Origin of the sequence: Sphingobium sp. AntQ-1 (assembly GCF_028538045.1) — a bacterium.
In the GTDB taxonomy this organism is placed as follows: domain Bacteria; phylum Pseudomonadota; class Alphaproteobacteria; order Sphingomonadales; family Sphingomonadaceae; genus Sphingobium; species Sphingobium cupriresistens.
Window position 1 is genome coordinate 3,188,261 of record NZ_CP117158.1, and the last position, 26,222, is coordinate 3,214,482.

Consider the following 26,222-nt stretch of genomic DNA (forward strand, 5'->3'; position numbering starts at 1 on the left):
CTTGGTCTAGACCGGCGCCATGACCGATGGTTTGCGGATACGACGCCGCTCTTCAGGCCGCCCGTATGCCGCCCGGCTCCTTCTCGCGCCGCTGCTGCTGGCGGCGCCCGCCGCCGTGCGTGCGCAGCAGGAACCGGCGGCGGTCGCGCCGCAACAGGCGCTCGATGCGATGCCTGACATCGGCGTCGATTGGCCCGACATGGGCCAGCCCGACGCCATCGCGCCATTGCCCGAAGACCCGGTCGATACCGCCACGCAGGCCGGCGATCCGGCCAATCCCGCCGCGTCGGATGCCCAGATGATCGCCGATACCGCTCCGGCCGATGCGGATGACGCCGCCACCTTCGCCGATGCGGGCGAAGAGCGACGCTATACCGTGCTGTTGAGCGGCATCGATGCGATCGCCGACGCCCAGTTCACCTTGCGCTTCGACGAACTCTCGGCGCTGCGGCTGGGGCAGGGCAAGTCCGCCAACCTGGCCCAGATAAACCGGCGCATGAAGGAGGATCGCGAACTGCTCGACCGGCTGCTGCGCGCGAAGGGCTATTATGCCGCTCGCATCCGCAGCGCCGTCGCCGCACCCCCACCGGGCAGCGATCGGCTGGCCGTCACCTTCGACATCATACCCGGCACCCAATATCAGCTGGAATCGGTCGATGTCACGGGCCTTGCCGAAACCGCGGGCCAAGAGGCGCGGCTGCGCGCCGCCTTCCCGCCCAAGGTCGGCGATCCGGTCGATGCCGACGTCATCCTGGCCGGGCGCGATGCGCTGGCGCTCAAATTGTCCGAAAGCGGCTTTCCTTTCGCCAGAGTGGACGAACCCGAAGTGCGGATCGACCATGAGGAGCGCAAGGGCGATCTGGACATCATCGTCGCGCCCGGCGGTTTCCGCCGGTTCGGCGCGATCCGCATGGACGACACCCGTTTGTTCGATGCCCATCACGCGCAGGAAATCGCCCGCTTCGATCCGGGCGACGCCTATAGAGCGTCCGATGTCGAGGATCTGCGCCGCGCCATCGTCGCTACCGGCCTCGTCTCCTCGGTCAGCTTGAAGCCGGTCGATACGGGCGATGGCGCGCATGTCGATCTGGCCGTCGATGTCCGTCCGGCGCCGCTGCGCACAATCGCGGGCGAACTGGGCTATGGCACGGGGGAGGGCTATCGTGCCGAAGTCAGCTGGCAGCATCGCAACCTCTTTCCGCCCGAAGGCGCGTTGACGCTGCGCGGCGTGCTCGGCACGCAGGAGCAGACGGCGTCCGCCACCTATCGCCGCAACAATTTCCACCGGCGCGACAATGTGCTGACCGGGCTGCTCTCGGTCAGCAATATCCGGCGCGACGCCTATGACGCGCGCACCATCACCGTCGCGGGCGGGCTGGAGCGCCAGACCAACATATTGTTTCAGAAGAATTGGGTGTGGCGGGTCGGCGCCGAACTGGTCGCGTCGGACGAAGCGGATGCCTTTTCTGGCGGCGCGCGACGCACCTTCCTGATCGGCGCGATCCCCTTGAGCCTGACCTATGATGGCAGCGACGACCTGCTTAACCCCAGCAAGGGTTTCCGCCTGGGCGGCCGGATCAGCCCGGAATTGTCGTTCCAGGACACCACCTTCGGCTATGCCAAGGTGCAATTGGACGGCAGCGTCTATCAGCCGGTGGGCGAAAAGCTGGTCGTGGCCGCGCGGACCCGCTTCGGCACCATCCTGGGATCGACCGTCGATCAGATCGCGCCGTCGCGCCGCTTCTATGCCGGTGGCGGCGCGTCTGTGCGCGGCTATGGCTATCAGGCGATCGGGCCGCGCTATGGCGATGACGACGATCCGGTCGGCGGCAAGAGTCTGGCCGAATTTTCGCTGGAGGCGCGAGTCCGCTTCGGCAATTTCGGCGTCGTGCCCTTCGTCGACGCCGGCAATATTTCGACCAGCTTCCTGCCGCGCTTCCGCGACCTGCGGATCGGCGCGGGCATGGGCGTGCGCTATTACAGCAATTTCGGCCCGATCCGCGTCGATGTCGGCACCCCGCTCAACCCGCAGTCGGGCGATCCCAAGATCGCGGTCTATGTCTCGCTGGGCCAGGCCTTCTGATGGCCGACGACGCCCCCGTCGATCCGGTCGCGCCGGTTCCCCCGCTTTCCACTCCGCGCCCGCGCCGCGCCTGGGACGGTCGCTGGCAACGCTGGCTGGCCGGCCTGCTGGCGGCGCTGGGTATGATCGTGGCGGGCGCGCTCCTGTGGCTCGATACCGGCGGCGGGCATCGCTTCCTCGCCACCCGGATCGCGGCGATCAAGTCGTCGTCGGGGCTGCGCATAGAGGTCGGCGGGATAGAGGGCAGCATCTATCGCAAGGCGGTGTTGCGCGACCTCATCCTGTCCGATCCAAAGGGCAAGTTTCTGGAGGCTCCACGGGTCGAGCTGGACTGGTGGCCCTTCGCCTGGCTGTCCAACCGGCTCGACATCGACCGGCTGGTGATCCCGCGCGCGACTTTGCACAAACTGCCCAAGTTGAACCCGACCCAGCGGCGCGGCCCGATCCTGCCCGGCTTCGACATCAGGCTGATGGAATTTTCGGTTGGCCGGCTGGATATCGCGCCCTCCGTCACCGGCCGCGCGCAGGTCGCGACCATGGCGGGCGACGCCGATATTCGCGGTGGACGCGCCATCATCGATCTGGCGGCGCGCACGCTTGATGGCAGCGACGCTCTGACGATCGCGCTCGACAGCCGCCCGGATGACGATCGCTTCAAGCTGGACGTGACCGTCAACGCGCCCAAATCGGGGATATTGGCCGCGATGGCGGGGTTGAAGCAGGACGCCAATCTGCGCATCGGCGGCAAGGGCGGCTGGAGCCAGTGGGACGGCCGTTTGTCCGCCACGCTGGACGGCGCGCCTGTCGCCGATGCCGTGCTGGCCGCGCGCAGCGGCGCATATTCGGCGCGCGGCATGGTGGAGGGCAATGCGATCGCGGGCAATGGCCTGTTCCGCCGCATCGCCGCGCCGCGCCTGTCCGTGCGGGCCAGCGGGACCATGGTCGACCGGGTGATCGACGGCCGCCTCTCGCTCCGCTCCGCGGCGGTCGATCTGGCCGCCGACGGCGCGATCGACCTGCGCAACAACGCGCTCGACAATATGCGGGTCGACCTGAAACTGACCCGGCCCGAAGCGCTGCTCAAGGATGTGCGCAGCCGGGACGTTGCAGCAAAGATTCGGCTGGATGGTCCCTTTGCGGGGCTGGGCTATGAATATCTGGTCACTGCGCGTCAATTGACCATCGACCGGGCGATCATCAACGATCTGCGGGCGGAGGGCAAGGGGCGCGTCACCCGGAATGGCCCTACAGTCATCCCCCTGCGGCTGCGCGCGCGCAGCGTCGATGGTCAGGGCGATCTGGTCGCGGGCATAGTGCGCAATTTCCAGCTTGATGGCGTGTTCCAGATCAAGGGGCAGCAGATCGTCAGCAACCCCATGGTGCTGCGATCGGACAAGCTGCGCGGCAAGCTGGTGGTGATCGCGGACTTGAAGACCGGCCGCTATGACGCGGGGCTGGACGGCGAGATCGCCAATCTCTTCATTCCCAACTTCGGCATCGTCGACCTGACATCGAAGCTGCGCGCCGTCCCGCGCGCCGATGGGGGCTTTGGCCTGTCCGGCAATGCGATGGCGCGGGTGCGGCGGCTGGACAATGAATTTCTGCGGACATTGGGGGGCGGCCTGCCGATTGTGCGCAGCGGGCTGGACCTGCTGCCCAACGGCGATCTGGGGTTGCGCGACCTGCGACTGGAATCGCCGCTGCTGACGTTGGCAGGGCAGGGCGTGCGCTATCGCGACCAGTCGCTGCATTTGGAGGGCGTTGGCCGCCACGGCCGTTACGGGCCGGTGAAGCTGACGCTGGACGGTTTGATCGACAAGCCGACCATCGACGTCACACTGGCCCGGCCGATGGACGCGCTGGGCCTGCGCGACGTGCGGGCGAAGCTTATCCCAGACGCCAACGGTTATAGCTATACCGTCAATGGCGGATCGACGCTCGGCACCTTCACCGGCCGGGGCGTCATCCTGTTGCCGCTGGGTGGGCAGGCGGTGGTGCGGGTCGCGAGCCTCGCCGTGTCGGGCGTGACCGCCAGCGGCGATATCCGTCCCATTGCCGGCGGCCTGAATGGCCAGCTCAGTGTCCTGGGACCGGTCACCGGCTATATCAATTTCAAGCCGGTGGGCGTAAACCAGCAGGTGCAGCTCAAGCTGACCGCCAGCGACGCCAGCTTCGAAGGACCGACTATCATAGCGGTCCGGCGCGGTACGCTGGACGGCACCATCTTGCTCGATCCCACCGGCACCACCGTCACCGCGACGGCGCAGGCGCGGGGCTTGCGCGTCGGCGGCGTGCTGCTCGGCCGTTTCGCCGCCAATGCCGAACTGGTCGATGGCAGGGGCAAGATACGCGGCAGCCTGTCGGGCCAGCGCGGCCGCCTGTTCGATTTGCAGGGGGAGGCGGACGTCCAGCCCGACCGCATCCGCCTGACCGCTGGCGGCACCATCGACAAGCGGTCGATCCGCCTGACCCGATCGGCAGTGCTCACGCGCGCCGAAGATGGCTGGCGCCTGTCGCCCGCGACCATCGCCTATGCCGGCGGATCGCTGCAACTGGCGGGCGAACTGGGCGGCGCAGCGACGCATATCGAGGCGCGGATGCAGAAGCTGCCTCTGGCCCTGCTCGACATCGCCTATGACAATCTGGGCCTGGGCGGCATGGCGACCGGATCGTTGACCTATGCCCAGCCGCGCGGCGGCCTGCCCAGCGGCAAGGCGGAACTGCGCATTCGCGGCCTTTCCCGCTCCGGCCTCTCGCTCAGCTCCCGCCCGGTCGATGTCGGCGTCAATGCGGTGCTGACCGGCGAACGGCTCGCCACTCGCATGGTCTTCGTCGCCGACGGCAAGACGATCGGCCAGGCGCAGGCGCTGCTCAATCCGCTGGGGACGGAGGGCGGTCTGACGACGCGCCTCAACCGCGCGCCCTTCTTTGCGCAATTGCGCTTCAATGGCACGGCGGACACGCTCTGGCGGCTGACCGGGGTGGAGATCGTCGATATTGCCGGCATGGTCGGGGTGTCGGCCGACATGCGCGGCACGCTGGGCGAGCCGGTCATCACCGGCACCTTCGCCACGGACAATGCCGCGATCAACAGCCCGGTGACCGGGATGCGCCTGAAGGACGTCAAGGCGCGCGGTCGCTTCTCCGGCGCACAACTGGTTATTTCCAGCTTCGCCGCGACCGCGCAAAATGGCGGGACGGTCAATGGCGCCGGCCGCTTCACCTTCAACGGCATTGCGGGCGTGGGCATGGACCTGGCGCTGCAAGCCGACAATGCCGCCTTGCTGGAACGCGACGATATCGCCGCGACCGTCACCGGCCCGATCACCCTGCGCTCCGATGGGGTAGGCGGCACGATCGGCGGCGACCTGATGCTCAACAAGAGCCGCTTCACCATGGGCCGCGCCGCCGCCGTGGCGCAAATCCCCGAACTCAAGGTGGTGGAAATCAACCGCCGTGGCGACGAGATCGAGCGGCCGCGCTCCAACGTCCCCTGGGCCCTCGCCATCAAGGCGCGGGCGCGCAATCGCCTGACCGTCACCGGCCTCGGCCTCGACAGCGAATGGCGGGCGGACCTCGACCTTGGCGGCACCGTGACCAATCCGGCCATCGCCGGCCGGGCGCAACTGCTGCGCGGCGGCTATGAATTTGCCGGACGCCGCTTCGAACTGCGCGAGGGCAATATCCAGTTTGACGGCCGGAGCCCCGTCAACCCGACGCTCGACATCAGCGCGGAGGCCGACGTCAGCGATCTCAGCGCCACTATCCATGTCGGCGGCACCGGCCTGAAGCCCGACATCAGCTTCACCAGCGTTCCCGCGCTGCCGCAGGACGAACTGCTCTCGCGCATCCTGTTCGGCACCTCGATCACCAACCTGTCCGCGCCCGAAGCGCTGCAACTCGCCTCTGCGGTCGGCTCGCTCCAGGGCAATGGCGGCCTCGACCCGATCAACGCGGTGCGCAAGGCGGCGGGCCTCGACCGGCTGCGCATCATCGCCGCCGACCCGACCCAGGGGCAGGGCACGTCGATCGCGGCGGGCAAATATCTGACGCGCAAGACCTATGTCGAACTCATTACCGACGGACAGGGCTATAGCGCCACCCGGATCGAATATCAGGTCACGCGCTGGCTCTCGCTGCTGGGCGCCATTTCCACGCTGGGCCGCGAAAGCGCCAACGTGCGGGTTTCCAAGGATTATTGATGTGACCAAAAGCCGGATCGACGCGGCCACCGCGATCAGCGTGACGGACCTGTTCACCATCGGCATCGGCCCGTCCAGTTCCCATACGGTGGGGCCGATGCGCGCCGCCCTGATGTTCATGGACTCGCTGCCCGCCCAGCCGCAGCGGGTGCAGTGCGAACTGTTCGGATCGCTCGCCCTGACCGGCCGGGGCCATGCGACCGACAGCGCCATCCTGCTCGGCCTGTCGGGCTACCGTCCCGAAGGCGTCGACCCCGACGCCATTCCCGCCGTCCTGGCCGCCATCCGCACCGACGGCCGCATTCGCGCGGGCAGCGCCGTCGATCATATGGTGCCGTTCGAGGAAGCCCGCGACCTGCTGTTCCGCATGGGCGACTTTCTGGAGGCGCACAGTAACGGGATGCGCTTCACCGCCTGGCTGGACGGGCAGGCTGAACCACTGGTGCGCGACTATTATTCGATCGGCGGCGGCGCTGTCCTGCCCGGCGCCGCCCCGACCGATGACGCAGCGCCGCTCGGCCATAATGTCGTCCAGCCCTATCCCTTCTCCTCCGGCGCGGAAATGCTGGCGCAGGGCGAAGCGACCGGCCTGTCGATCGCGACCCTGGTCCTGCGTAACGAAGGGGCGTGGCGCGTACAGGCGGAAACCGACGCCTTCCTCGACAGCGTCATCGACGCCATGAGCGCCTCGATCGACCGTGGCCTGGAGCAGGAGGGGTTATTGCCCGGCGGCCTCAAGGTCCGTCGCCGCGCCCGCGCGATCCACCAGCGGCTGCGACTGCAACAGGATGCGCTGGGGCCGGCGCAGATTTTCGAATGGGTCAGCCTTTTCGCGCTGGCGGTGAATGAGGAAAATGCGGCGGGCGGCCGGGTCGTCACCGCGCCGACCAACGGCGCGGCGGGGGTGATTCCGGCGGTGCTGCATTATTATCGCCGCTTCGTGCCGGGGGCCGATCGGGATGGTGAGCGCCGCTTCCTGCTGACCGCCGCGGCCATGGGCTTCCTCTACAAGAAGCGGGCCTCCATTTCCGCCGCCGAAATGGGCTGCCAGGGGGAGGTCGGCGTCGCCTGCTCGATGGCGGCGGCCGGGCTTGCCGCGGTGCTGGGCGGCACCAACGGCCAGATCGAGAACGCCGCCGAAATCGGCATGGAACATAATCTTGGTCTCACCTGCGATCCGATCGGCGGGCTGGTCCAGATCCCCTGTATCGAGCGCAATACGATGGGCGCGGTCAAGGCGATCAACGCGGCCTATCTCGCGCTCCAGGGCGATGGCCGCCACATCGTCAGCCTGGACGCGGTGATCGAAACCATGCGCCAGACGGGCGAGGATATGGCCAGCCGCTACAAGGAAACCTCGCTCGGCGGCCTGGCCGTCAATGTGGTCGAATGTTGAAAATCGTTCCGGCGTTTCATCGCTCGATCGGCACGATTGCGCGGCGAATGGAGGTGATTTCGTGACATTAAGGTCACATAATCAACTGTTTATCTCCCGTTCATGAAACTAACTCGGCCGCTCCGGCTTGTGCGTCTCACCCCCTGAGAGAGGGGAAAGAATGACACACGGAGTATCTGTTATGCGTAAGTTGATGGTCGCAACCCTTCTGGCCGGCGCCACTGTCGCCACCCCCGTTTTCGCGCAGGATGTCGGCCCGACCTTCACCGGCCCGCGCGTCGAAGCGATCCTGGGCTATGATCGCACCGGGGCCGGCAGCGATGTGGACAATGACAATGGCAATGACGATCAGAATATCGACGGCCTGCTCTACGGTGTCGGCGCGGGTTATGACGTGAATTTGGGCAGCGCGGTCGTGGGCGTCGAGGGCGAATATACCGACTCCACCGCCAAGAGCAGCCGCACCGACTTTTCCGACCAGTTCGGCTTCGGCCGCGTCAAGCAGGGCCGCGACCTCTATGTCGGCGCGCGCGCAGGTATCCTGGCCAACCCGGCCACTTTGGTCTATGTGAAGGGCGGCTACACCAACACCAAGCTGGACGTGCTGGCCGGCGACAGCAATCAGGAAACCGACACCGCGTTCAAGCTGGACGGCTGGCGCATCGGCGCCGGCGTGGAGCGGGCGATTAACGCCAACACCTTCGCCAAGATCGAATATCGCTATTCCAAATATGAGGATGCCCACATCAACTTCGCCAATGGCGCGACCAGCGAAGAATTCGGTATCGACACCGATCGCCACCAAGTCGTCGGCAGCGTCGGCTGGCGTTTCTGATAATGGCCTGATCCCGTTCGCCCTGAGTAGGGTCTGAGCGAAGTCGAAGACCCGTATCGAAGGGCAGCCACGATCCTTCGATACGCCGCTTCGACAGGCTCAGCGGCTACTCAGGACGAACGGCGGTGACGTAGAAAAGGGGTCGGTCTTCGGATCGACCTCTTTTTCGCGGGGTAGGACGTTGCCCCCTATCAGCCTGCCTGTAGGGCTGCTATTAACATCCATGTGAGTAACGCGATTCCCCACCGCTTCCCGATCGGCATCGATCCGATCGACATCGACTTCATGGGTCATGTCAACAATGCCAGCTACCTGAAATGGGTGCAGGCGGCGGTGCTGGACCATTGGCGCGCGCTGGCCCCGGCCGAAGCGGTCGCCCAGCATCTGTGGGTCGCGCTGAAACATGAGATCACCTATCGCAAGCCCACCTTCCTGGACGACGACGTCATCGCCACCGTCTTGCTGGAGAAGGTGCAGGGCGCCCGCGCCTTCTACGAAACCATCATCAAACGCGGCGAGGACGTCCTGGCGGAGGTCAAGTCAAGCTGGTGCTGCATCGACGCCAGCAGCCTGCGCCCGGCGCGGCTGACGCGCGAGGTGATCCAGCATTTCTTTGTTGGGGATGAGGACGAGGCGGTCGGTAGGCGTTTGCGCTGAAGTTGTTATAAGAGGCGGTTTCCTGCCATCTCCTCCCGCCCTCCCGCAAGCGGGAGGGGAATAAAGCGCCTCCTACAACGTCGCTTCAATCTCCCGCGCCGCCATATCCGGGTTCTCCGCTAGGCTGATCGGCCGCCCCACCACCAGGATCGACGCGCCCCGATCCAGCGCCTCGCGCGGGGTTACAGCGCGCTTCTGGTCGCCCAGCGCGCCGCCCGCAGGCCGCACGCCCGGCACCACGAAGAAACCGTCTGACCAGTGTTTCTTGACCGCTGCGACTTCCTCGCCGGAACAAACAATGCCGTCCAGCCCTGCGTTCTGCGCCAGGTCGGCCAAGCGCCGCACTTGATCCTCCGCCTTTCCGCCCACACCGATATCCAGCAGATCGCCATCGTCCAGGCTGGTCAGCACGGTCACAGCCACGACCTTGGTCTTCACCCCGGCCGCCGCCTTGGCGTCTTCCAGCATCGCCCGGCCGCCAGCGGCATGGACGGTCAGGATCGCCGGTTCCAGCAGGTGCAGCGCCTGCACCGCCTTCGCCACCGTGTTGGGAATGTCGTGGAGCTTCAGGTCGAGGAAGATCGGCAGGCCGAACTTCATCATCTCATGCACGCCATGATGGCCGTTGGCGCAGAAAAATTCCAGACCCAGTTTCAGCCCGCCGACATGATGCTTCACCTGTCCGGCCAGCGTCTGCGCCTTGGTCAGGTCGGGCGTGTCGATGGCGACATAGATGGGGCTGCTCATGCTGGTCCTGTGGTGCTTGGAGTGGTGGGGGCGAGCGGATCGGGCAGGCCGCCCATGACGGGCGCGTCCTGTATTATGGGGGGCGGTGGCGGCGCGGCGGCGGCGGTGGCGACGACCAGCGCCTTTTGCGTGCTGTCGAGCCGGCGCTTCAGACGCCAGCGGGTGGCCCGCGCCATGATCCAGAAGGGCAGCGCCCCCAGCAGGAATGCGCCGATCAACAATACGGGCAGCTTGGTTTCCATCACCATGTCGCCCCACAGGCGCACGGTCACGGGCACGTAGTTCGCCATGCAGAAGAAGGCGAGTCCCACGGCGATGACGACCCAGAAGGCTGTCCGCAAAAATTGCATAGGCTTAACCCTTCGCTGCTGCTTTGGGGCAGCTTAGGCGATCCCGCCGCATTTCGGAAGCGTCTGGTCGATTTTGTCGATGGCGATGGTCATGGTGATGCGCGCGGTGTCGCCGGGAGCCAAGGACGCCATGCCGCCGCGGTTGATCGCGTCGGGCATGTGGCTGACCGGCTCCAGACAGAAATCGTCGCTGGCGGGCGGACGATAGACATGCAGGCACTGGGCGCCGGTGGCCGTGAGCGTCAGGCGCAGGCCTTCACCGCGCCGGATCGTCGCGCTGCCGCTCCAGCCGGTATAGGCGTTGTCGATCAGCCTATCGCCGCGCACGATGGCGGGGCGCGACCAGTCGCCCAGCGCATCGGCGGGAACTTGCCGATCGGGCAGCATGTCGGGGGTGGAGAGCCAAAGGCCGTCCGCGTCGAACTGGATCGTGGTGCCGGCATCCGCCAGAAAATAGGGGTGGAAGCCCAGGCCGGCGGGCATCGCGGCGTCGCCGACATTGGTGATGGACAGCGACATGGACAGTTGTAGGGGCGTCACCGCGACCTGCTGCTGCGCCCGATAGGACCAGGGCCATCCGGCGCCGCCGTCATGGTCATGCACCAGTGTCGCAGCCGTTTCAGCTGTCTCGCTCGCTGTCCATGCCGTCCGCCAGCCAAAGCCATGGATGCTATGCGGATGGTCGCCGAAATTGAGCGGCAATTGATAGCTTCGCCCGTCGAAGGTGAAGCGCCCTTCCGCGATGCGATTGGCGTAGGGGACCAGCGGAAAGCTGGCCATGGCGAGCGGATCGCCGGTGCCATCCGGCGCGCGGCGCAGCAGGTCCACACCGTCCAGCGTCAGACAAAGCAGCGATCCGCCGACAGCGGGGGAGAGGGCCGCTTCCAGCCCTCCCGCCCGCAAGGTGATGACGTCCTTGTTCAGCCTTCCATATCCTCAAGCTCGCGCCCCTTCGTCTCATGCACCATCTTGCGCACGAAGAAGAAGCTGATCGCTGCGAACAGCGCATAGCCGGTATAGGTCATAACCAGCCCCGGCGACACGGCGAGCGCCGGAAAACTGACCGAGATGGCGGCATTGGCGATCCATTGGGCGAAACCCGCGACCGCCAGGCCTGACCCGCGGATTTGATTGGGGAACATTTCGCCCAGCAACACCCACATGATCGGACCCCAGCTCAGATTGAAGAAGACCACATAGAGGTTCGCCGCGATCAGCGCCATCAGGCCGTTATGGCCGGGCAGGGACACCGCGCCATCCGCGCCGGTGACGGCGGTGGAGAAGGCATAGGCGACGATAGCCAGCGTCACCGCCATGCCGGCCGATCCGACCAGCAACAGCGGCTTGCGCCCGATTTTGTCGACCAGCATGATCGTGCCCAGGCACGCGCCGATCGACAGCACGCCCGACAGGATGTTGATCTGCAAGGCATTATCTTCGGAAAAGCCGACCGCTTCCCACAAAGTCGCGCCATAGTAAAAGACGACGTTGATGCCCACCAGTTGCTGGAAGACGGCGAGGCCAATGCCGGTCCACACGATCGGGCGGATCTTGCCGGTGGTCTTGCTGATGAGGTCCGACAGCTTGGGGCGATGATGGTCGGCGGACAGGCTGGCGCGAATCTCGCCGACCTTGCGCGCGGCCTCCAGCGACCCGAACAGCCGGGTCAGCACCGCCAGCGCATCGGCGTCGCGCCCACGCGCGACCAGGTAACGGGGGCTTTCGGGGATGGCGAGCAGCGCCAGAAAATAGATGGCGGCCGGTATCGCCTGCAACCAGAACATCCAGCGCCAGGCGGGATAGTCCAGCCACAGCGGCGCGGTGGAGCCGCCCGCATAGCGCGCCAGCACGAAGTTCGCGATGAACGCGCCGGTCAGGCCGGATATGATCATCACCTGCTGCACGCTCGACAGGCGCCCGCGCACATTGGCGGGGGTGACTTCGGAGATATAGACGGGCGAAATGACGCTGGCCGCGCCCACGCCCAGGCCGCCGATGATGCGCGCGAAGATGAAGATGGCCGAGGAACCGGCCGCGCCCGCCAGCAGCGCGCTGCCCAGGAACAGGATCGCGGACAGCATCATCACGCCGCGCCGGCCGATGATGTCGGCCATGCGCCCCGCGCCGAACGCGCCGATCGAGGAGCCGACCAGGATCGCGCCGACATTGACGCCGATGCCGAGTTTTCCCAGGTCGAAGGCCGCTTCCAGTCCCTTCTGCGTGCCGTTTATGACGCCTGAATCATAGCCGAACATGAATCCGCCGATCGTCGCCACTGCGACGATTGCGGCGACAAAGGCCATGTTGACCTTTTCCGCGCTCCCCTCATTCATCCTTACGCATCCTTCCATTTTTTATATCGTTGCGACATGGCCCGGCAGCCCCGCGACGCCGGGATCGAAGGCGAACAGATCGCCCGCCAGGGGTTGCTGTGTCAACGCTGTCATGTCCAGCCCCTTGCGCGCCGTCGTCGCATAGGCGGTGGACAGGTCGCCGCCGCCAAAGGCGATCTTGGTGATGTTGGCGACGGGGAAGCGCACTTCGCGCATCAGCGTGCCCGCCGGGTCGTAGCGGCGCACCGCCCAACCGCCGAACAGGCCGGTCCACAGGCAACCTTCGGCATCGATAGTCGGCCCATCGGGATAGCCTGCGTCGTCCTCGATCTTCGTAAACAGGGTCGTGTTGCCGACCGTGCCGTCGACATCCACGTCGGTGCGCCAGATGCGCTTGCCCAGCGTGTCGGTGTGATACAGGATACGGCCGTCGGGCGAGAGCGCCGGGCCGTTGGTGATCGATACTGCGGGCAATCCAGCCTCGACGCAGACGCCCTTGTGAACGCGATAGAAATATCCGCTTGTCGCTTCCTCCGCATCGTCCATAGACCCGAACCAAAGCGCGCCATCGGGCGCGACGCAGGCGTCATTCTGCCGATTGCCCGGCAGATGGCCTTCCGGGGCGTGCAGCAGGGTGAAGCTGGCGGCCGACGGGTCGAAGCGATGCACGCCCGATTGCATACCCACGGCGAATAGCCCGTCGTCGGTCGGCAATATCCAGCCGACCTGGCCCGGCGCGGCCCAACTGCGCCCGACGTCCAGCGCCGGATCATAGCGATGGATGCGATGCTGTTTGATGTCCACGAACCACAAAGCCGCGTCACGCGCGACCCAGACCGGCCCTTCGCCCAGCGTGGCGCCCACCGACAGGACGCTGTAGGGGGCAGCGTCCGCCATGTCAGCGCCAGCCGGCATCGATAAAATAATCATGGCTGGTGCAGTAGCGCGCATCGTCCGACGCCAGGAACATCGCCAGCGCGGCGACATCCGCCGGCAGGATGCGACCGTCCAGGCATTGGGCCGCGACGATCTCCGCTTCGCCTTCTGGCGTGTACCATTTTTCCTGGCGCGGGGTCTTCACATTGCCCGGAATGATGGTGTTGACGCGGATATTGTCACGGCCGAGGTCACGCGCCAGGCTGCGCGTCAGCCCTTCGATCGCGGCCTTGGCGGTCTGGTAGAGCGTCAGTTCGGGCAGGGCGAGGTGCCAGCTGATCGACCCGAAGTTCAGGATCACGCCGCCGCCCGCGCGCTTCATCGCCGGCACCGCCGCCTGCGCCGCGAAGAACAAATGGCGCAGGTTCACCGCCATCCGCTCGTCCCAATAAGCGGGCGTCACCTCTTCGATCGTGTGGCGGTCGTCATTGGCGGCATTGTTGATGAGGATGTCGATCCCGCCAATCTGCGCTTCCACCTTGCCGATCATGGCCTGCACCGCTTCGATGTCGCGCAGGTCGATAGCGTGGAAGATTGGGGCGACGTCGGCGTTCTGGAGACGCGCGACGAGCGCCTCGCTCTCGGCCACGGCAATGTCGCAGAAGGCGACATGCGCGCCCTGGCCGACGAACGCCTCGACCAGCCCCGCACCGATGCCGCTGCCGCCACCGCTGATGAAGACCCGCTTGCCCTTCAAACTGGGGTAGATGGCGCTCATGCGGCGGGGTCTTTCAACAGGTCGCGCGCGGCGAGATTGGTCATCAACGCCACCAGGCCATAGGTCCAGGGCGCAGCGTCCTTCGACGTCACAACCGTGTTGACCAGCTTGCCCAGCCGCGGGGTGGAGATGGCGACGACATCGCCGACCTTGTGGGTGAAGCCGCGGCCCGGATCGTCGCGATCCTGCACCGGGGCGAAGAGCGTGCCCAGGAACAGCGCGAAACCGTCGGGATATTGATGTTCGCTCAGCGTCTGGCGCACCAGTTCCAGCGGATCGCGGCTGATCTGGTTCATGCTGCTCGCGCCTTCCAGCCTATAGCCTTCGGGACCGTCGATGGTCAGCTCGACTTCGGCATTGCGCACATCGTCGATCGTGAAGTCGCCGTCGAACAGGCGGATGAGCGGGCCGAGCGAACAGGAGGCGTTATTGTCCTTCGCCTTGCCCAGCAGGAGCGCAGAGCGTCCTTCGAAATCGCGCAGGTTGACGTCATTGCCCAGAGTCGCGCCGATAGCGCTCCCAGCGGCATTGGCGATCAGCACTATTTCGGGTTCGGGATTGTTCCAGGTCGAATCGGAGCGGATGCCGATCTGCGCGCCCGCGCCCACGGTCGACAGCACCGGCGCCTTGGTGAAGACCTCGGCATCCGGGCCGATCGCAACCTCCAGATATTGCGACCACAGGCCATCTTCGATCAGCGCGGCCTTGAGCGCGGCGGCTTCGGGCGAACCGGGCGCAACGGCGCGGATCGAACCGCCGACCCGTTCCTCCAGGCGGCTGCGAATGTCCGCAGCGGCGCTGGCGTCGCCGCGCGCCCGCTCCTCGATCACCCGCTCGATCGCGGACAGGGCGAAGGTGACGCCGCACGCCTTGACGCATTGCAGGTCGACCGGGCTGAGCAGCGGCAGGTCGAGCGTGTCCAGCGGCCCCAGTGGTTGGCCAGCACCCGTCGCCAACGGCAGTTTTTCGAGCAGTTGCGCCACGGTCGGCGCGACCCGGCTCATGTCATGGGCGATGCCTTCGCGCACCAATATGGGGCTGGGGCCGTCAGCCGTCAGAATGCGACCGACGAACAGGCCCGCGCGCCAATCGGCGGGTAGGCAATTGGCCAAGGTCATGGCAAGCAAGGAGGAGTCCCCCGGCATCATCAACTCCTAAAGGAATGGTTGTAATTGATAGCGCTACCAACATGGATCGGCGTCCGAAGTCAAGAGGGCGCGCGCAAAATGCAAAAGGCGACGAAGAGAAGCAGTTCCGGCTTTTCGTGGCCGCTGCTTTGGGGCATAGCGTTAAAGACCATGAGCAAGCCTGAAGACAGCGCGCCGTCCGTCGGCGCAGACGCCGCACAGCCCACAGTTCCTGCCGCTGAAAAGGCGAAGGAAAAGGATAAGGTCGATCTCGCCACTGCGGCGATCAAGTCGGCTGGCAAGGGCGTTTGGGCTGGCGCCGCCGTCGGTATCGGTTCCGCCGCGATCGTCGCAGCATTACTCTATACCCGCAGAAAAGGCTGAGTGCGCGCTGCTCTGGCGGTGCGCTCATTCACCCTATTCAGACGAAAAAAGAGGCGGCATGGCCTTCGCTCCATGCCGCCTCCGGGCGCGACCCTTCAGGCTCTATGTCCCCCGCCTTCGTGACAGGGTGGGGAATGATAGACTTTAGCCTGCGCCACCGCTCAGATAACTCACCAATTCCGGCTTGCTGATCGTAACGCTCTTGTCCTTGTCGGCGGTCGTGAATGCGCCGCTGGCCCAAGCCGTGACTTGCTCGGCCGGCAGGGTGGAGCCCGTCGCCTTCATCTCCTGATCCTTCAACGCCACCATCCAGCGCGAAAATTCCGACTGGTCAAGTTGCCCATCACTATTGGCGTCATAGGCGGGAAATTCACTATCGACGATTGACGCGACAGTGGTGGCGGCATTGGCCGGCGCGGCGGGCGTCGCCGCCTGCGGTGCGGCAGGCATTGCCGGAGTCGCGGATTGCGGGGCGGCCGGAATCACGCCCTGATCTGGCGCCATGCCCTGCTGCGCCATCGCTGGCGCGGCTATGACGAGAGCGGTCGAGAATAAAAATGTGCGTATCATGGTAATCTCCTGTCACCTTGGAATGTGTCGGGGCGACTTGTGTTTCCGACTGTCTGGATATGCTGTGGTAATAATGGATGGCGACTGGCGAATGTTCCTGAACGTCCATTCATGTTCATGCTTTCGTCTTGAAAATATACTCGGTTCGTCGGGCTTCGTCATTTTGGACGGCGTTGACTGTTGTGGATCGCTCTCCGCTCCCTCCCGATTTGCTCCAAAGGGACGACGCTGCTAGGCGCGCGGCAACATTCCCTCTCCAACCGCAGGATTCGCCCATGGTCCCCCGCTATTCTCGCCCCGCAATGACCGCGCTCTGGGAGCCGGAAGCCCGTTTCAAGATCTGGTTCGAGATCGAGGCGCAAGCGACGCAGAAACTGGGCGAACTGGGCGTCGTCCCGCCGTCCGCGGCGAAGGCGCTGTGGGACTGGTGGGCGACCAATCCCGCCATCGACGTCGCCGCGATCGACGCGATCGAGGCCGTTACCAAGCATGACGTCATCGCCTTCCTGACCTGGGTCGCCGAACAGGTGGGCGACGAAGCGCGCTTCATGCATCAGGGCATGACCAGCTCCGACGTGCTCGACACCTGTCTGGCCGTGCAACTGGCCCGCGCGTCAGACATCCTGATCGAAGATCTGGACAAGCTGCTGGAAGTCATCAAGCGCCGCGCCTTTGAACATAAGTTGACGCCGACCATCGGCCGCAGCCACGGCATTCATGCCGAACCCGTCACCTTCGGCCTGAAAATGGCGGAAGCCTATGCCGAGTTCAGCCGCTGCAAGACCCGCCTGATCGCGGCGCGCGAAGAAGTGGCGACCTGCGCCATTTCGGGCGCGGTCGGCACCTTCGCCAATATCGACCCGGCGGTCGAGGAGCATGTCGCCGAGAAGCTGGGCCTCGCCATCGAGCCGGTTTCGACCCAAGTGATCCCGCGCGATCGCCATGCTATGTTCTTCGCCACGCTGGGCGTCATCGCCTCGTCCATCGAGCGGCTTGCGGTCGAGGTGCGCCATTTGCAGCGCACCGAGGTATTGGAGGCGGAGGAATATTTCTCCCCCGGCCAGAAGGGTTCGTCGGCAATGCCGCACAAACGCAACCCGGTGCTGACCGAAAATCTGACCGGCCTGGCCCGCGTCGTGCGTGCGGCCGTCGTGCCCGCTTTGGAAAATGTCGCGCTGTGGCATGAGCGCGACATCAGCCATTCGTCGGTCGAGCGCTTCTTTGGTCCCGACGCCACCATCACGCTCGACTTCGCGCTGGCCCGCCTGACCGGCGTCATCGACAAGCTGCTCATCTACCCTGAGCGGATGATGAAGAATTTGGACAAGATGGGTGGCCTAGTCCACTCGCAGCGCGTGCTGCTGGCGCTGACGCAAGCGGGCGTCAGCCGCGAGGACAGCTATCGCTACGTCCAGCGCAACGCCATGAAGGTGTGGGAATCGGACGGCCAGCTATCGCTGCTGGAACTGCTGAAAGCCGACGCCGACGTCACCGCCGCGCTGCCGGTTCAGGAGATCGAGGACAAGTTCAACCTCGATTATCATTTCAAGCAGGTCGATACGATCTTCCGCCGGGTGTTCGGCGAGGCTTAAAACAACACCCCTTCGCTTCGAGCGAAGTCGAGAAGCGGCCAGCGCCGCGCTTATCGTTTCTCGACACGCTCGAAACGAACGGATGATGATGTGTTACCGCCCACCCAATCGCGGGCGCATCCTCGGTGCGGCGTCCGATTGCCGGCGGATCAGCGCATGGTCCAGCACCAGATGCTCCGCCGCCTCGACGTCGCCGCTGCGCCGCCCTTTCAACTGCCGCACCAGCACTTCCACCGCCGCGCGCGCCATCGCGCTGATCGGCTGGCGAATGGTGGTCAGTTCCGGCCAGATCGTCGTCGCCAGCGAGGTATCGTCGAAGCCGCAGACGGTCAGGTCGCCCGGCACGTCCAGCCCGCTGCGATGCGCGATCGCCACGGTCGCGGCGGCCATGTCGTCATTGCTGGCGAAGATGGCGGTCGGCGGATCGACCAGCGCCAATATATGTTCGGCCGCGTCCAGCCCGGACCGATAGGTGAAATAGCCCTGCGCGATCAATTCGTCCTGCACTGGCAGGTCCGCTTCGGTGAGTGCGGCGACATAGCCCTCGAACCGGCGGGCGCTGGCGCTCTGGTTCGGGTTGCCCTTGATGAAGCCGATGCGGCCATGGCCCAGCGCGATCAGGTGGCGGGTCATTTCATAGGCGGCCTGCCGATCGTCGATGCTGACCGCGGCCAGCGCCGATGGCGCGCGCCCGGTCGCCACCGCCACGGCGGGAATGCCGGCCTTGCCCAGCGCCTCCACCATCTCGTCCAGGTCGCATAGCGGCGGCGGCAGGATCACGCCGTCGATGCGTCCGCGTTGCAGATGGGCGACGACCGATGCGATCGATGTTTCCTCGTCCCATTTCTCCACGACCAGATCGACGCTGCTGCGGCTCGCCTGGTCCAGGCTGCCGACCAGAAATTCGCTGAGATAGGAGGAGGAGGGGTTGGAATAGAGCAGGCCGATCCGCGTTTCGTCGCCACCCGCCAGCGTCCGCGCGGCGGCGCTGGGGGCATAGTTGAGCGCAGCGATCGCCGCATCCACCTTGGCCCGCGTGGCCGCCCGCACGACCTGTTCGCCGTTGATGACGCGCGACACGGTCATCGGCGACACGCCGGCATGGGCGGCGACATCGTTGATCGTGGGCGCGTTGCGCTGGCGGCGCGATGATCGTGTATCGCTCAAGGCGGTTATGCTTTCGTTGGAATGAAGTCGCTGTCGAAATGGGTGCGACATCATCCATGAATATTAAAGCGAAAAATCAGTTATGACCCGGCGCATAGGGGAATTCCAGCGCCTTGTACCACTGCAAATCATGTGCGGGTGCGGCTGATCCGGCGGGCAGGGGGCGTTTCGACACCGACTGGAAATAGGCGATGCTGGCGTCGCGCCACCATTGCGCCTCGCGATGCTGAATGGTGAGGAAGGCTTGGGTCTCCGCAAACCGCTCCGCATCGACATAGGGTTTGAGCGACGCCCAAGTCGTTTGCATATCCGCGACATAGCGGACCCCGTTGTCATAGCGATGGATCAGGCCGTCCCACACTGTCTCGCCCGATGACAGGCGATAATCCCACGGCACATGATGGAACCAGAGCAGGTCGCGCTCCGGCGTGGTTTTCACATTAGCCCACATCTTCGCGACTGGCGGCGCATATTGGCCGACCGCGTCGCTGCCCGTCTTCGTCCGGTCGAAGCCGATGCCGTTCGCATCCGCCTTGTGATAATAGACCGGGTTCCATTCGGGCCGGGCCAGATCGGAAACCCAGGGGCCGGGGCCATAATGATGGCCGGTGTCCATGACATGCGTCAGGCCCAGCGGCGTCATATAATCGACCGCCGCCTCGCGCGATCCCATCATCATTTTGACGACTGGCTGGACGATCTTCTGGTCGGGGGAGAAGGTCATCTCCGCCCATTCTTTTGCAATATCCTGCGCCGACAGGCTGGTGTCCCAGGCGAGGCGGCCAAAGGCATACCAGTCCGCCTGATTGAAGATCGACCCGTTCCAGTCGCGATCGACGCCGATATTGGCGACGCCGGCGATGCCCGTCAGCTTGTGGCCGTCCAGCGACCCGTCGATCACCTTGGCGACCGTCGACCCCTTGCCCTTCGCATAGGTGTCGGCGTCCAGCACTTCCTCGAACAACGGGCCGAGATAGGTGAGGTGCGTCGACTGGCCCAGATATTCCTTGGTGATCTGGAATTCCATCATGAGCGGGGTCTTGGGCATTGCGCCGAACAGCGGGTGGAAGGGTTCGCGCGGCTGGAAATCGATCGCGCCATTCTTCACCTGCACGATCACATTGTCGGCGAATTTGCCGTCCAGCGGCTTGAAGTCGCTATAGGCCTGTTTGGCGCGGTCGTCGGGATTGTCATGCGCGTAGACAAAGGCGCGCCACATCACGATGCCGCCATGCGGCTTCACCGCCGCCGCCAGCATGTTCGCGCCATCGGCATGAGTGCGTTGATAATCCTGCGGCCCCGGCTGGCCCTCGCTGTTGGCCTTGACCAGGAAACCGCCGAAGTCTGGAATCGCCTTGTAGATTTCGTCGGCCTTGGCTTTCCACCAGGCAGCGACGGCCGGATCGAGCGGGTCGGCGGTCTTGAGGCCGTCTAGTTCCATCGGCGCGGTCCATTTGACCGACAGATAGACTTTGATCCCATAGGGACGGAAGACATCCGCCAATGCTGCCGCCTTGGCGATATAGGGGGCGGTCAGGCTGTCGGCCTTCGCATTCACATTGTTGAGGACGGTGCCGTTGATGCCGATCGAGGCGTTGGCGCGGGCATAGTCGGTGTAGCGCGGCCCTGTCCAGTCGGGCAGCCGCCACCAGTCCCAGATCGACTGGCCGGCATAGCCGCGCTCGACCGTGCCATTGAGATTATCCCAATGATTGAGCAGGCGCAGGCCGATCTTGGGTGCGCTGCGTATGTCGAGCTTGTCGAGACTTGCCCCGCTCTGGGCGAGGCGCAGCCAATGATAGGCGCCGTGGAGCAGGCCGATGTCGCTGTTCGCGGCGATCAGTGTGACCGCCTTGCCGTCGATCATCGTAGTGCGAATCGCATAGCCCTCGCTGCCCAGGCCATCCGTTTTGATGGGCAGGGCGGAGGCGGGCGTCGCCAGCCAAAGCGCGCCTTGCTGGATGGTCGCCGACACGGTCGGGATGGCGCCGGTCATCCCGGCGATGCCGCGCTGCAATTCCTGCGTCGCGATGGTCAGGGTGGGGCTGGTTCCGGCCGCCACGATAGCGGTCGCATGGGCCGCCAATCCGGGCTTGCGGGCCTGATCCGCGGGCGCATAACGCAGCCACAGATCATAGCCATCTTCGGCCTGCGCCACGGGCGCCATCACGGGCGTCAGCGCCGTCGCGGCCATGGCGATCATCCAGCAAAACAGGCGCGCGTTCACGAATATCCTCTCCCTTGTCGTCGACTGTCAAAGCCCATGGATCGGGCATTGACAAGTCTCTCTTGTCGAAGCAATGGTAACGCTATCAGTTCAGCCACGGCAAGCGGAAAGATTGTCGCGGAATAAAATGGAGAGGGGCGTCGTGATCCGTAACCGTAAAATATGGTGTGCCGCATCGGCGCTGGCGCTGAGTGTCGCCTTGCCGATGGCGCCCGTTCATGCGGCGCCAGCGACGGCATCGACCAAGGCTGTGTACAAGGATGCCGGCGCCCCGATCGAAGCCCGCGTAGATGATCTTCTTGCGCGCATGACGCTGGATGAAAAGATCGCGCAGATCACCACTGTCTGGCTCGACAAGGTCAAGATTTTCGACGCGCAGCTTCAACTCGATCCTGCGAAGCTCGCGGCGCAATATCCCAATGGCCTCGGCCATTTCACCCGGCCGTCTGACGCGAAGGGCGCGGTCAGTCCGCGCGTCGCGCCGGGCCGCAATCCGCGCCAGACGGTCGCGCTCGTCAACGCCCTGCAAAAATGGGCGACGACGCAGACGCGGCTGGGCATCCCGATCCTGTTCCATGAAGAGGGGCTGCATGGCTATGCCGCCGTCGGCGCGACCAGCTTCCCCCAGTCGATCGCCATGGCCTCCTCCTTCGACACCGCCATGCTACGCGACGTGAACAGCGTGATCGCGCGGGAGATCCGTGTCCGCGGCGTGCCGATAGTGCTGTCGCCGGTGGTGGACATCGCCCGCGATCCGCGCTGGGGCCGGATCGAGGAAACCTATGGCGAAGATCCCTATCTGGTCGGCGAAATGGGCGTTGCGGCGGTCGAGGGGCTGCAAGGCGTCGGCCGTAGCCGCGACCTGCGACCCGGCAAGGTGTTCACCACGCTCAAGCATCTGACCGGCCATGGCCAGCCCGAAAGCGGCACCAATGTCGGCCCCGCGCCGGTCAGCGAACGCGAACTGCGCGAAAATTTCTTCCCGCCCTTTGAACAGGTGGTCAAGCGTACCGGCATCGAAGCGGTCATGGCGTCGTATAACGAGATCGATGGCGTCCCCAGCCAGGCCAATCGCTGGCTGTTGGATAATGTGCTGCGCGAGGAATGGGGCTTCAAGGGCGCGGTCGTGTCCGACTATTCGGCGGTCGATCAGTTGATGAGCATCCACCATATCGCCGCCAATCTGGAAGAAGCGGCGATGCGCGCGCTCGATGCGGGCGTCGATGCGGACTTGCCCGACGGCCTGTCTTACGCGACGCTGGGCAAGCTGGTGCGCGAAGGCAAGGTGAACGAGGCGAAGGTCGATCTGGCCACGCGCCGGATGCTGGAGCTGAAATTCCGCGCCGGCCTGTTCGAACAGCCCTATGCCGACGCCGCCGCGTCGGAAAAGATCACCAACAACGCGGACGCCCGTGCCCTCGCGCTGAAATCGGCGCAGCGTTCCATCATCCTGCTCAAGAATGACGGCATGTTGCCGCTCAAGCCCGAAGGCACGATCGCCGTCATCGGGCCGAGCGCTGCGGTGGCGCGGCTGGGCGGCTATTATGGCCAGCCGCCGCACACCGTGTCGATCCTCGGCGGCATCAGGGCGAAGGTTGGCGGCAAGGCAAACATCGTCTTCGCGCAAGGCGTGAAGATCACCGAGAATGACGACTGGTGGGAAGACAGCGTCACCAAGTCCGACCCGGCCGAAAACCGCAAGCTGATCGCGCAAGCGGTCGAGGCGGCCAGGGGCGTGGACCGAATCGTCCTGACGCTGGGCGATACCGAACAGTCGAGCCGCGAGGGCTGGGCCGACAACCATCTGGGCGACCGGCCCAGCCTGGACCTTGTGGGTGAGCAGCAGGAACTGTTCGATGCGCTCAAGGCATTGGGCAAGCCGATCACCGTCGTCCTCATCAACGGGCGGCCGGCCTCGACCGTCACCATCAGCGAACAGGCCAACGCAATTCTCGAAGGCTGGTATCTGGGCGAGCAGGGCGGCAATGCCGTCGCGGACGTCCTGTTCGGCGACGTGAACCCTGGCGGCAAGCTGCCCGTCACCGTGCCGCGATCGGTCGGGCAATTGCCGCTATTCTACAATGCCAAGCCCTCGGCGCGGCGCGGCTATCTGTTCGATACGACCGACCCGCTCTACCCCTTCGGCTTCGGCCTCAGCTACACGAGGTTCGACCTGTCGCCCCCGCGTCTGGCCGCGACGACGATCGGCACCGGAGGCAAAACAACTGTCTCGATCGATGTCCGCAACAGCGGCGCACGCGAAGGCGACGAGGTCGTCCAGCTCTATATCCGCGACAAGGTCAGCTCCGTCACGCGCCCGATCAAGGAGTTGAAGGGCTTTCAGCGCATCACCCTGAAGCCGGGCGAAAGCCGGACCGTCACCTTCACGATCAGCCCGCAAAGTCTGTGGATGTGGAATGACCATATGGAGCGCGTCGTGGAACCGGGCGAGTTCGAGATCATGACCGGGAACAGTTCGGTCGCGCTCCAATCCGCCACGCTGACGGTGAAGCCATGAGTCTCGCCCGACGTCAGGCGCTGGGCCTGCTCGCCTCGACCTCCTTCTTCGCGGCGGCCCCGGCCGTCGCCGCTAGGAAGAGCGGTCCGCTCTACAAGGACGCCACCGCCCCGATCGACCTGCGCGTTCGCGACCTGCTGGGCCGCATGACGCTGGAGGAGAAGGTCGGCCAGATCATCGCGCTCTGGGCGACCAAGGCCGACATCATGGACGACCTGACCTTCTCGCCTGCAAAAGCGAGCCAGGCCTATCCCGCCAGCTTCGGCCAGATCACGCGCCCGTCCGACCGGCGCGGCGCGCCCGACGGGTCGCAGCAGGCGGGCGGCGTTGGCGCGCGCTGGCGCACCCCGGCCGACACCGTCGCCTTCATCACCACCGTCCAGACATGGGCGACGCAGGAAACGCGCCTGGGCATCCCGGTTCTGTTCCATGAGGAATCGCTGCACGGCTATATGGCCACCGACGCGACCATGTTCCCGATGGCGATCGGCCTGGCGGGCAGTTTCGACCGGGACCTGATGCGCGACGTCCAGTCCGTCATCGCCCGCGAAGTCCGCGCGCGCGGCGTCCATCTGGCGCTGTCGCCGGTGGTGGATATCGCCCGCGACCCGCGCTGGGGCCGGATCGAGGAGACGTTCGGCGAAGACCCCTATCTGTGCGGCGAAATGGGTGTCGCGGCGGTGCTGGGCTTGCAAGGGGAGAGCAAGCAGATCGGCCCGGACAAGGTCATGGCGACGCTCAAACATATGACCGGTCATGGCCAGCCCCAGAGCGGCGAGAATATCGCGCCCGCGCCGATCAGCGAGCGGGAGTTGCGCGAGAATTTCTTTCCGCCCTTCCGGCAGGTGGTCAAGCGCACCGGCATCGCCGCCGTCATGCCCAGCTATAACGAGATCGACGGCGTCCCCAGCCACCAGAACAAATGGCTGCTCGGCGACATATTGCGCGGCGAATGGCATTTCGACGGCGCGGTGGTCAGCGATTATGGCGCGGTCCACGAACTCGACACCATCCACCATGTTCAGCCCGACCCGGAGGCATCGGCCCGCGCCGCCCTCCGCGCCGGGGTCGATTGCGAGCTGCCCGATGGGATGACCTATCGGACGCTCGTGGAACAGGTCCGCGCGGGCAAGGTGCCCCTCGAAGCGGTCGACATCGCCTGCACGCGCATGTTGACGCTCAAGTTCCGCGCGGGCCTGTTCGAAAATCCCTGGCCGCGCAAGGATTATGACGCGCTGACCGGCAATGCCGAAGCCCGCGCGCTGGCGCTCAAGGCCGCGCACAAATCGATCGCGCTGCTCAGGAATGACGGCACGCTGCCGCTCGCTGCCGGCGCGCACAGGCGGGTCGCGGTGATCGGCCCCAACGCCGCCATCGCGCGGCTGGGCGGCTATTCTTCCATTCCACGGCAGGACGTGTCTTTGCTGGAAGGGGTGAAGGCCAAGCTCAAGGGCAAGGCGGAGGTCGTCCATGCGCAGGGCGTCTTCATCACCCAGAGCGAGGATCGCTCGGTCGATGAAGTCTATCTGGCCGATCCCGCAAAGAACCGCCAGTTGATCGCAGAGGCGGTCGAAGTCGCTAAGGGCGCGGATATCATCCTGCTCGCCATCGGCGATACCGAACAGACCAGCCGCGAAGGCTTCGCGAAGAACCATCTGGGCGACCGCACCAGTCTGGACCTGCTGGGCGAACAGAACGCCCTGTTCTCGGCGATCAAGGCGACCGGCAAGCCCGTCATCGTCTGCGCCATCAATGGCCGCCCGCCCAGCTATCCGGACATAGTGGAGAGCGCCAACGCGCTGCTCGAATGCTGGTATCCGGGGCAGGAGGGCGGCGCCGCCATGGCCGATATCCTGTTCGGGGACGTCAATCCCGGCGCGAAGCTGCCCGTCACCGTCGCGCGCGACGCAGGGCAGATTCCGATCTTCTACAACCGCAAGCCCAGCGCCCGGCGCGGTTATGTGTTCGAGGACATCTCGCCGCTTTTTCCCTTCGGATATGGCCTTAGCTACACGCAATTCACATTTGGAAAACCACGACTTTCTGCTCAACGCATCGGCGTCGGTGGAACTGTCACGGTCGAGGTCGATGTGCGCAACATGGGCGACAGGGCAGGGGACGAAGTGGTCCAGCTCTACGTCCATGACCAGACCGCCAGCGTCACGCGCCCGATCAAGGAACTCAAGGGTTTTGAACGCATCACCCTTGCCCCCGGCGAGACGCGGACCGTGCGCCTGAGCCTCGGCCCTGATGCCTTCGCCTTATGGAATCTGGAGATGGAAGAGGTGGTCGAACCCGGCCTCGTCGACATCATGGTCGGGCCGGACAGCCAGAATCTTCAAACCGTCACGCTCGAAATTATCTGAACAGGACTGCGCAT

Annotated in this window: 19 protein-coding genes; 9 read left to right on the top strand and 10 right to left on the bottom strand. The window is 65.1% G+C overall.

The window, feature by feature from the left end; all coding sequences use genetic code 11:
• The first annotated feature begins 19 nt into the window (after nucleotides 1-19).
• The 5 genes from sphantq_RS16130 (at nucleotide 20) to sphantq_RS16150 (ending at nucleotide 9,173) form a co-directional block, all read left to right on the top strand.
• The gene (locus sphantq_RS16130) at nucleotides 20-2,083 is read left to right on the top strand and encodes an autotransporter assembly complex protein TamA (RefSeq protein ID WP_082678977.1); all 2,064 of its coding nucleotides are present in this window, start codon (nucleotides 20-22) and stop codon (nucleotides 2,081-2,083) included.
• Nucleotides 2,083-6,285, top strand: a complete 4,203-nt coding sequence (locus tag sphantq_RS16135; RefSeq protein WP_272798982.1) for a translocation/assembly module TamB domain-containing protein — start codon at nucleotides 2,083-2,085, stop codon at nucleotides 6,283-6,285. The genes sphantq_RS16130 and sphantq_RS16135 overlap by 1 nt, the downstream gene beginning before the upstream one ends.
• Before the next feature lies 1 nt (nucleotide 6,286).
• Entirely contained in the window at nucleotides 6,287-7,681 is a 1,395-nt protein-coding gene (locus sphantq_RS16140) for an L-serine ammonia-lyase (protein ID WP_129927506.1), read from the top strand.
• A 181-nt stretch (nucleotides 7,682-7,862) separates the two neighbouring features.
• Nucleotides 7,863-8,516: an outer membrane protein gene (locus tag sphantq_RS16145; RefSeq protein ID WP_066601283.1), complete on the top strand. Its 654-nt coding sequence runs from the start codon at nucleotides 7,863-7,865 to the stop codon at nucleotides 8,514-8,516.
• 225 nt (nucleotides 8,517-8,741) lie between these two features.
• On the top strand, nucleotides 8,742-9,173 hold the full coding sequence (locus sphantq_RS16150) for an acyl-CoA thioesterase (RefSeq protein WP_066601284.1): 432 nt from the start codon (nucleotides 8,742-8,744) through the stop codon (nucleotides 9,171-9,173).
• 72 nt (nucleotides 9,174-9,245) lie between these two features.
• Here the strand turns inward: sphantq_RS16150 and pyrF are convergent, their stop codons facing one another.
• The 7 genes from pyrF to sphantq_RS16185 are packed head-to-tail and all read right to left on the bottom strand — an operon-like array spanning nucleotide 9,246 to nucleotide 15,402.
• Nucleotides 9,246-9,920 carry an orotidine-5'-phosphate decarboxylase gene (pyrF, locus tag sphantq_RS16155; RefSeq protein ID WP_129927505.1) on the bottom strand — a complete coding sequence of 225 codons (675 nt, stop codon included), beginning with the start codon at nucleotides 9,918-9,920 and terminating at the stop codon, nucleotides 9,246-9,248.
• The gene (locus tag sphantq_RS16160; protein ID WP_272798983.1) at nucleotides 9,917-10,270 is read right to left on the bottom strand and encodes a LapA family protein; all 354 of its coding nucleotides are present in this window, start codon (nucleotides 10,268-10,270) and stop codon (nucleotides 9,917-9,919) included. Before sphantq_RS16160 ends, pyrF begins: the two co-directional genes overlap by 4 nt.
• A 33-nt stretch (nucleotides 10,271-10,303) precedes the next feature.
• Nucleotides 10,304-11,173, bottom strand: coding sequence for an aldose 1-epimerase (locus sphantq_RS16165; RefSeq protein ID WP_272798984.1), 870 nt, complete (start codon nucleotides 11,171-11,173; stop codon nucleotides 10,304-10,306).
• Between the two features lie 17 nt (nucleotides 11,174-11,190).
• The gene (locus sphantq_RS16170; protein WP_066601288.1) at nucleotides 11,191-12,603 is read right to left on the bottom strand and encodes a sugar porter family MFS transporter; all 1,413 of its coding nucleotides are present in this window, start codon (nucleotides 12,601-12,603) and stop codon (nucleotides 11,191-11,193) included.
• Between the two features lie 21 nt (nucleotides 12,604-12,624).
• Nucleotides 12,625-13,500: an SMP-30/gluconolactonase/LRE family protein gene (locus tag sphantq_RS16175; protein WP_272798985.1), complete on the bottom strand. Its 876-nt coding sequence runs from the start codon at nucleotides 13,498-13,500 to the stop codon at nucleotides 12,625-12,627.
• A gap of 1 nt (nucleotide 13,501) precedes the next feature.
• On the bottom strand, nucleotides 13,502-14,257 hold the full coding sequence (locus tag sphantq_RS16180; protein ID WP_272798986.1) for an SDR family NAD(P)-dependent oxidoreductase: 756 nt from the start codon (nucleotides 14,255-14,257) through the stop codon (nucleotides 13,502-13,504).
• On the bottom strand, nucleotides 14,254-15,402 hold the full coding sequence (locus sphantq_RS16185) for a fumarylacetoacetate hydrolase family protein (RefSeq protein ID WP_066605121.1): 1,149 nt from the start codon (nucleotides 15,400-15,402) through the stop codon (nucleotides 14,254-14,256). The genes sphantq_RS16180 and sphantq_RS16185 overlap by 4 nt, the downstream gene beginning before the upstream one ends.
• Nucleotides 15,403-15,555: 153 nt before the next feature.
• Here sphantq_RS16185 and sphantq_RS16190 point away from each other — a divergent pair, with 153 nt between their 5' ends.
• Entirely contained in the window at nucleotides 15,556-15,768 is a 213-nt protein-coding gene (locus sphantq_RS16190) for a hypothetical protein (RefSeq protein WP_129927511.1), read from the top strand.
• Between the two features lie 144 nt (nucleotides 15,769-15,912).
• Here the strand turns inward: sphantq_RS16190 and sphantq_RS16195 are convergent, their stop codons facing one another.
• Nucleotides 15,913-16,338, bottom strand: a complete 426-nt coding sequence (locus tag sphantq_RS16195; RefSeq protein ID WP_272798987.1) for an EF-hand domain-containing protein — start codon at nucleotides 16,336-16,338, stop codon at nucleotides 15,913-15,915.
• Between the two features lie 275 nt (nucleotides 16,339-16,613).
• Here sphantq_RS16195 and purB point away from each other — a divergent pair, with 275 nt between their 5' ends.
• Nucleotides 16,614-17,930 carry an adenylosuccinate lyase gene (purB, locus tag sphantq_RS16200; RefSeq protein ID WP_272798988.1) on the top strand — a complete coding sequence of 439 codons (1,317 nt, stop codon included), beginning with the start codon at nucleotides 16,614-16,616 and terminating at the stop codon, nucleotides 17,928-17,930.
• A 93-nt stretch (nucleotides 17,931-18,023) separates the two neighbouring features.
• On the opposite strand, the gene sphantq_RS16205 is transcribed toward purB, so the two are convergent.
• Both sphantq_RS16205 and sphantq_RS16210 read right to left on the bottom strand, forming a co-directional pair.
• Complete coding sequence (locus sphantq_RS16205; protein ID WP_272798989.1) at nucleotides 18,024-19,097, bottom strand: LacI family DNA-binding transcriptional regulator; 1,074 nt, start codon at nucleotides 19,095-19,097, stop codon at nucleotides 18,024-18,026.
• A 76-nt stretch (nucleotides 19,098-19,173) separates the two neighbouring features.
• A complete protein-coding gene (locus sphantq_RS16210; protein WP_443021560.1) occupies nucleotides 19,174-21,300 on the bottom strand; it encodes an alpha-glucuronidase family glycosyl hydrolase in 2,127 nt (708 codons plus the stop codon).
• 166 nt (nucleotides 21,301-21,466) lie between these two features.
• Here sphantq_RS16210 and sphantq_RS16215 point away from each other — a divergent pair, with 166 nt between their 5' ends.
• Nucleotides 21,467-23,842, top strand: a complete 2,376-nt coding sequence (locus sphantq_RS16215) for a glycoside hydrolase family 3 N-terminal domain-containing protein (protein WP_272798991.1) — start codon at nucleotides 21,467-21,469, stop codon at nucleotides 23,840-23,842.
• The gene (locus tag sphantq_RS16220) at nucleotides 23,839-26,208 is read left to right on the top strand and encodes a glycoside hydrolase family 3 N-terminal domain-containing protein (protein ID WP_272798992.1); all 2,370 of its coding nucleotides are present in this window, start codon (nucleotides 23,839-23,841) and stop codon (nucleotides 26,206-26,208) included. Before sphantq_RS16215 ends, sphantq_RS16220 begins: the two co-directional genes overlap by 4 nt.
• Nucleotides 26,209-26,222 lie beyond the last annotated feature (14 nt).

Coding starts and splice junctions, on each gene's coding strand:
- sphantq_RS16220 (WP_272798992.1), top strand. CDS start 23,839: ATGAGTCTCGCCCGACGTCAGGCGCTGGGCCTGCTCGCCTCGACCTCC.
- sphantq_RS16170 (WP_066601288.1), bottom strand. CDS start 12,603: ATGAATGAGGGGAGCGCGGAAAAGGTCAACATGGCCTTTGTCGCCGCA.
- sphantq_RS16185 (WP_066605121.1), bottom strand. CDS start 15,402: ATGCCGGGGGACTCCTCCTTGCTTGCCATGACCTTGGCCAATTGCCTA.
- sphantq_RS16190 (WP_129927511.1), top strand. CDS start 15,556: ATGAGCAAGCCTGAAGACAGCGCGCCGTCCGTCGGCGCAGACGCCGCA.
- sphantq_RS16160 (WP_272798983.1), bottom strand. CDS start 10,270: ATGCAATTTTTGCGGACAGCCTTCTGGGTCGTCATCGCCGTGGGACTC.
- sphantq_RS16195 (WP_272798987.1), bottom strand. CDS start 16,338: ATGATACGCACATTTTTATTCTCGACCGCTCTCGTCATAGCCGCGCCA.
- pyrF (WP_129927505.1), bottom strand. CDS start 9,920: ATGAGCAGCCCCATCTATGTCGCCATCGACACGCCCGACCTGACCAAG.
- sphantq_RS16180 (WP_272798986.1), bottom strand. CDS start 14,257: ATGAGCGCCATCTACCCCAGTTTGAAGGGCAAGCGGGTCTTCATCAGC.
- sphantq_RS16145 (WP_066601283.1), top strand. CDS start 7,863: ATGCGTAAGTTGATGGTCGCAACCCTTCTGGCCGGCGCCACTGTCGCC.
- sphantq_RS16135 (WP_272798982.1), top strand. CDS start 2,083: ATGGCCGACGACGCCCCCGTCGATCCGGTCGCGCCGGTTCCCCCGCTT.
- sphantq_RS16130 (WP_082678977.1), top strand. CDS start 20: ATGACCGATGGTTTGCGGATACGACGCCGCTCTTCAGGCCGCCCGTAT.
- sphantq_RS16210 (WP_443021560.1), bottom strand. CDS start 21,300: ATGATCGCCATGGCCGCGACGGCGCTGACGCCCGTGATGGCGCCCGTG.
- sphantq_RS16175 (WP_272798985.1), bottom strand. CDS start 13,500: ATGGCGGACGCTGCCCCCTACAGCGTCCTGTCGGTGGGCGCCACGCTG.
- purB (WP_272798988.1), top strand. CDS start 16,614: ATGGTCCCCCGCTATTCTCGCCCCGCAATGACCGCGCTCTGGGAGCCG.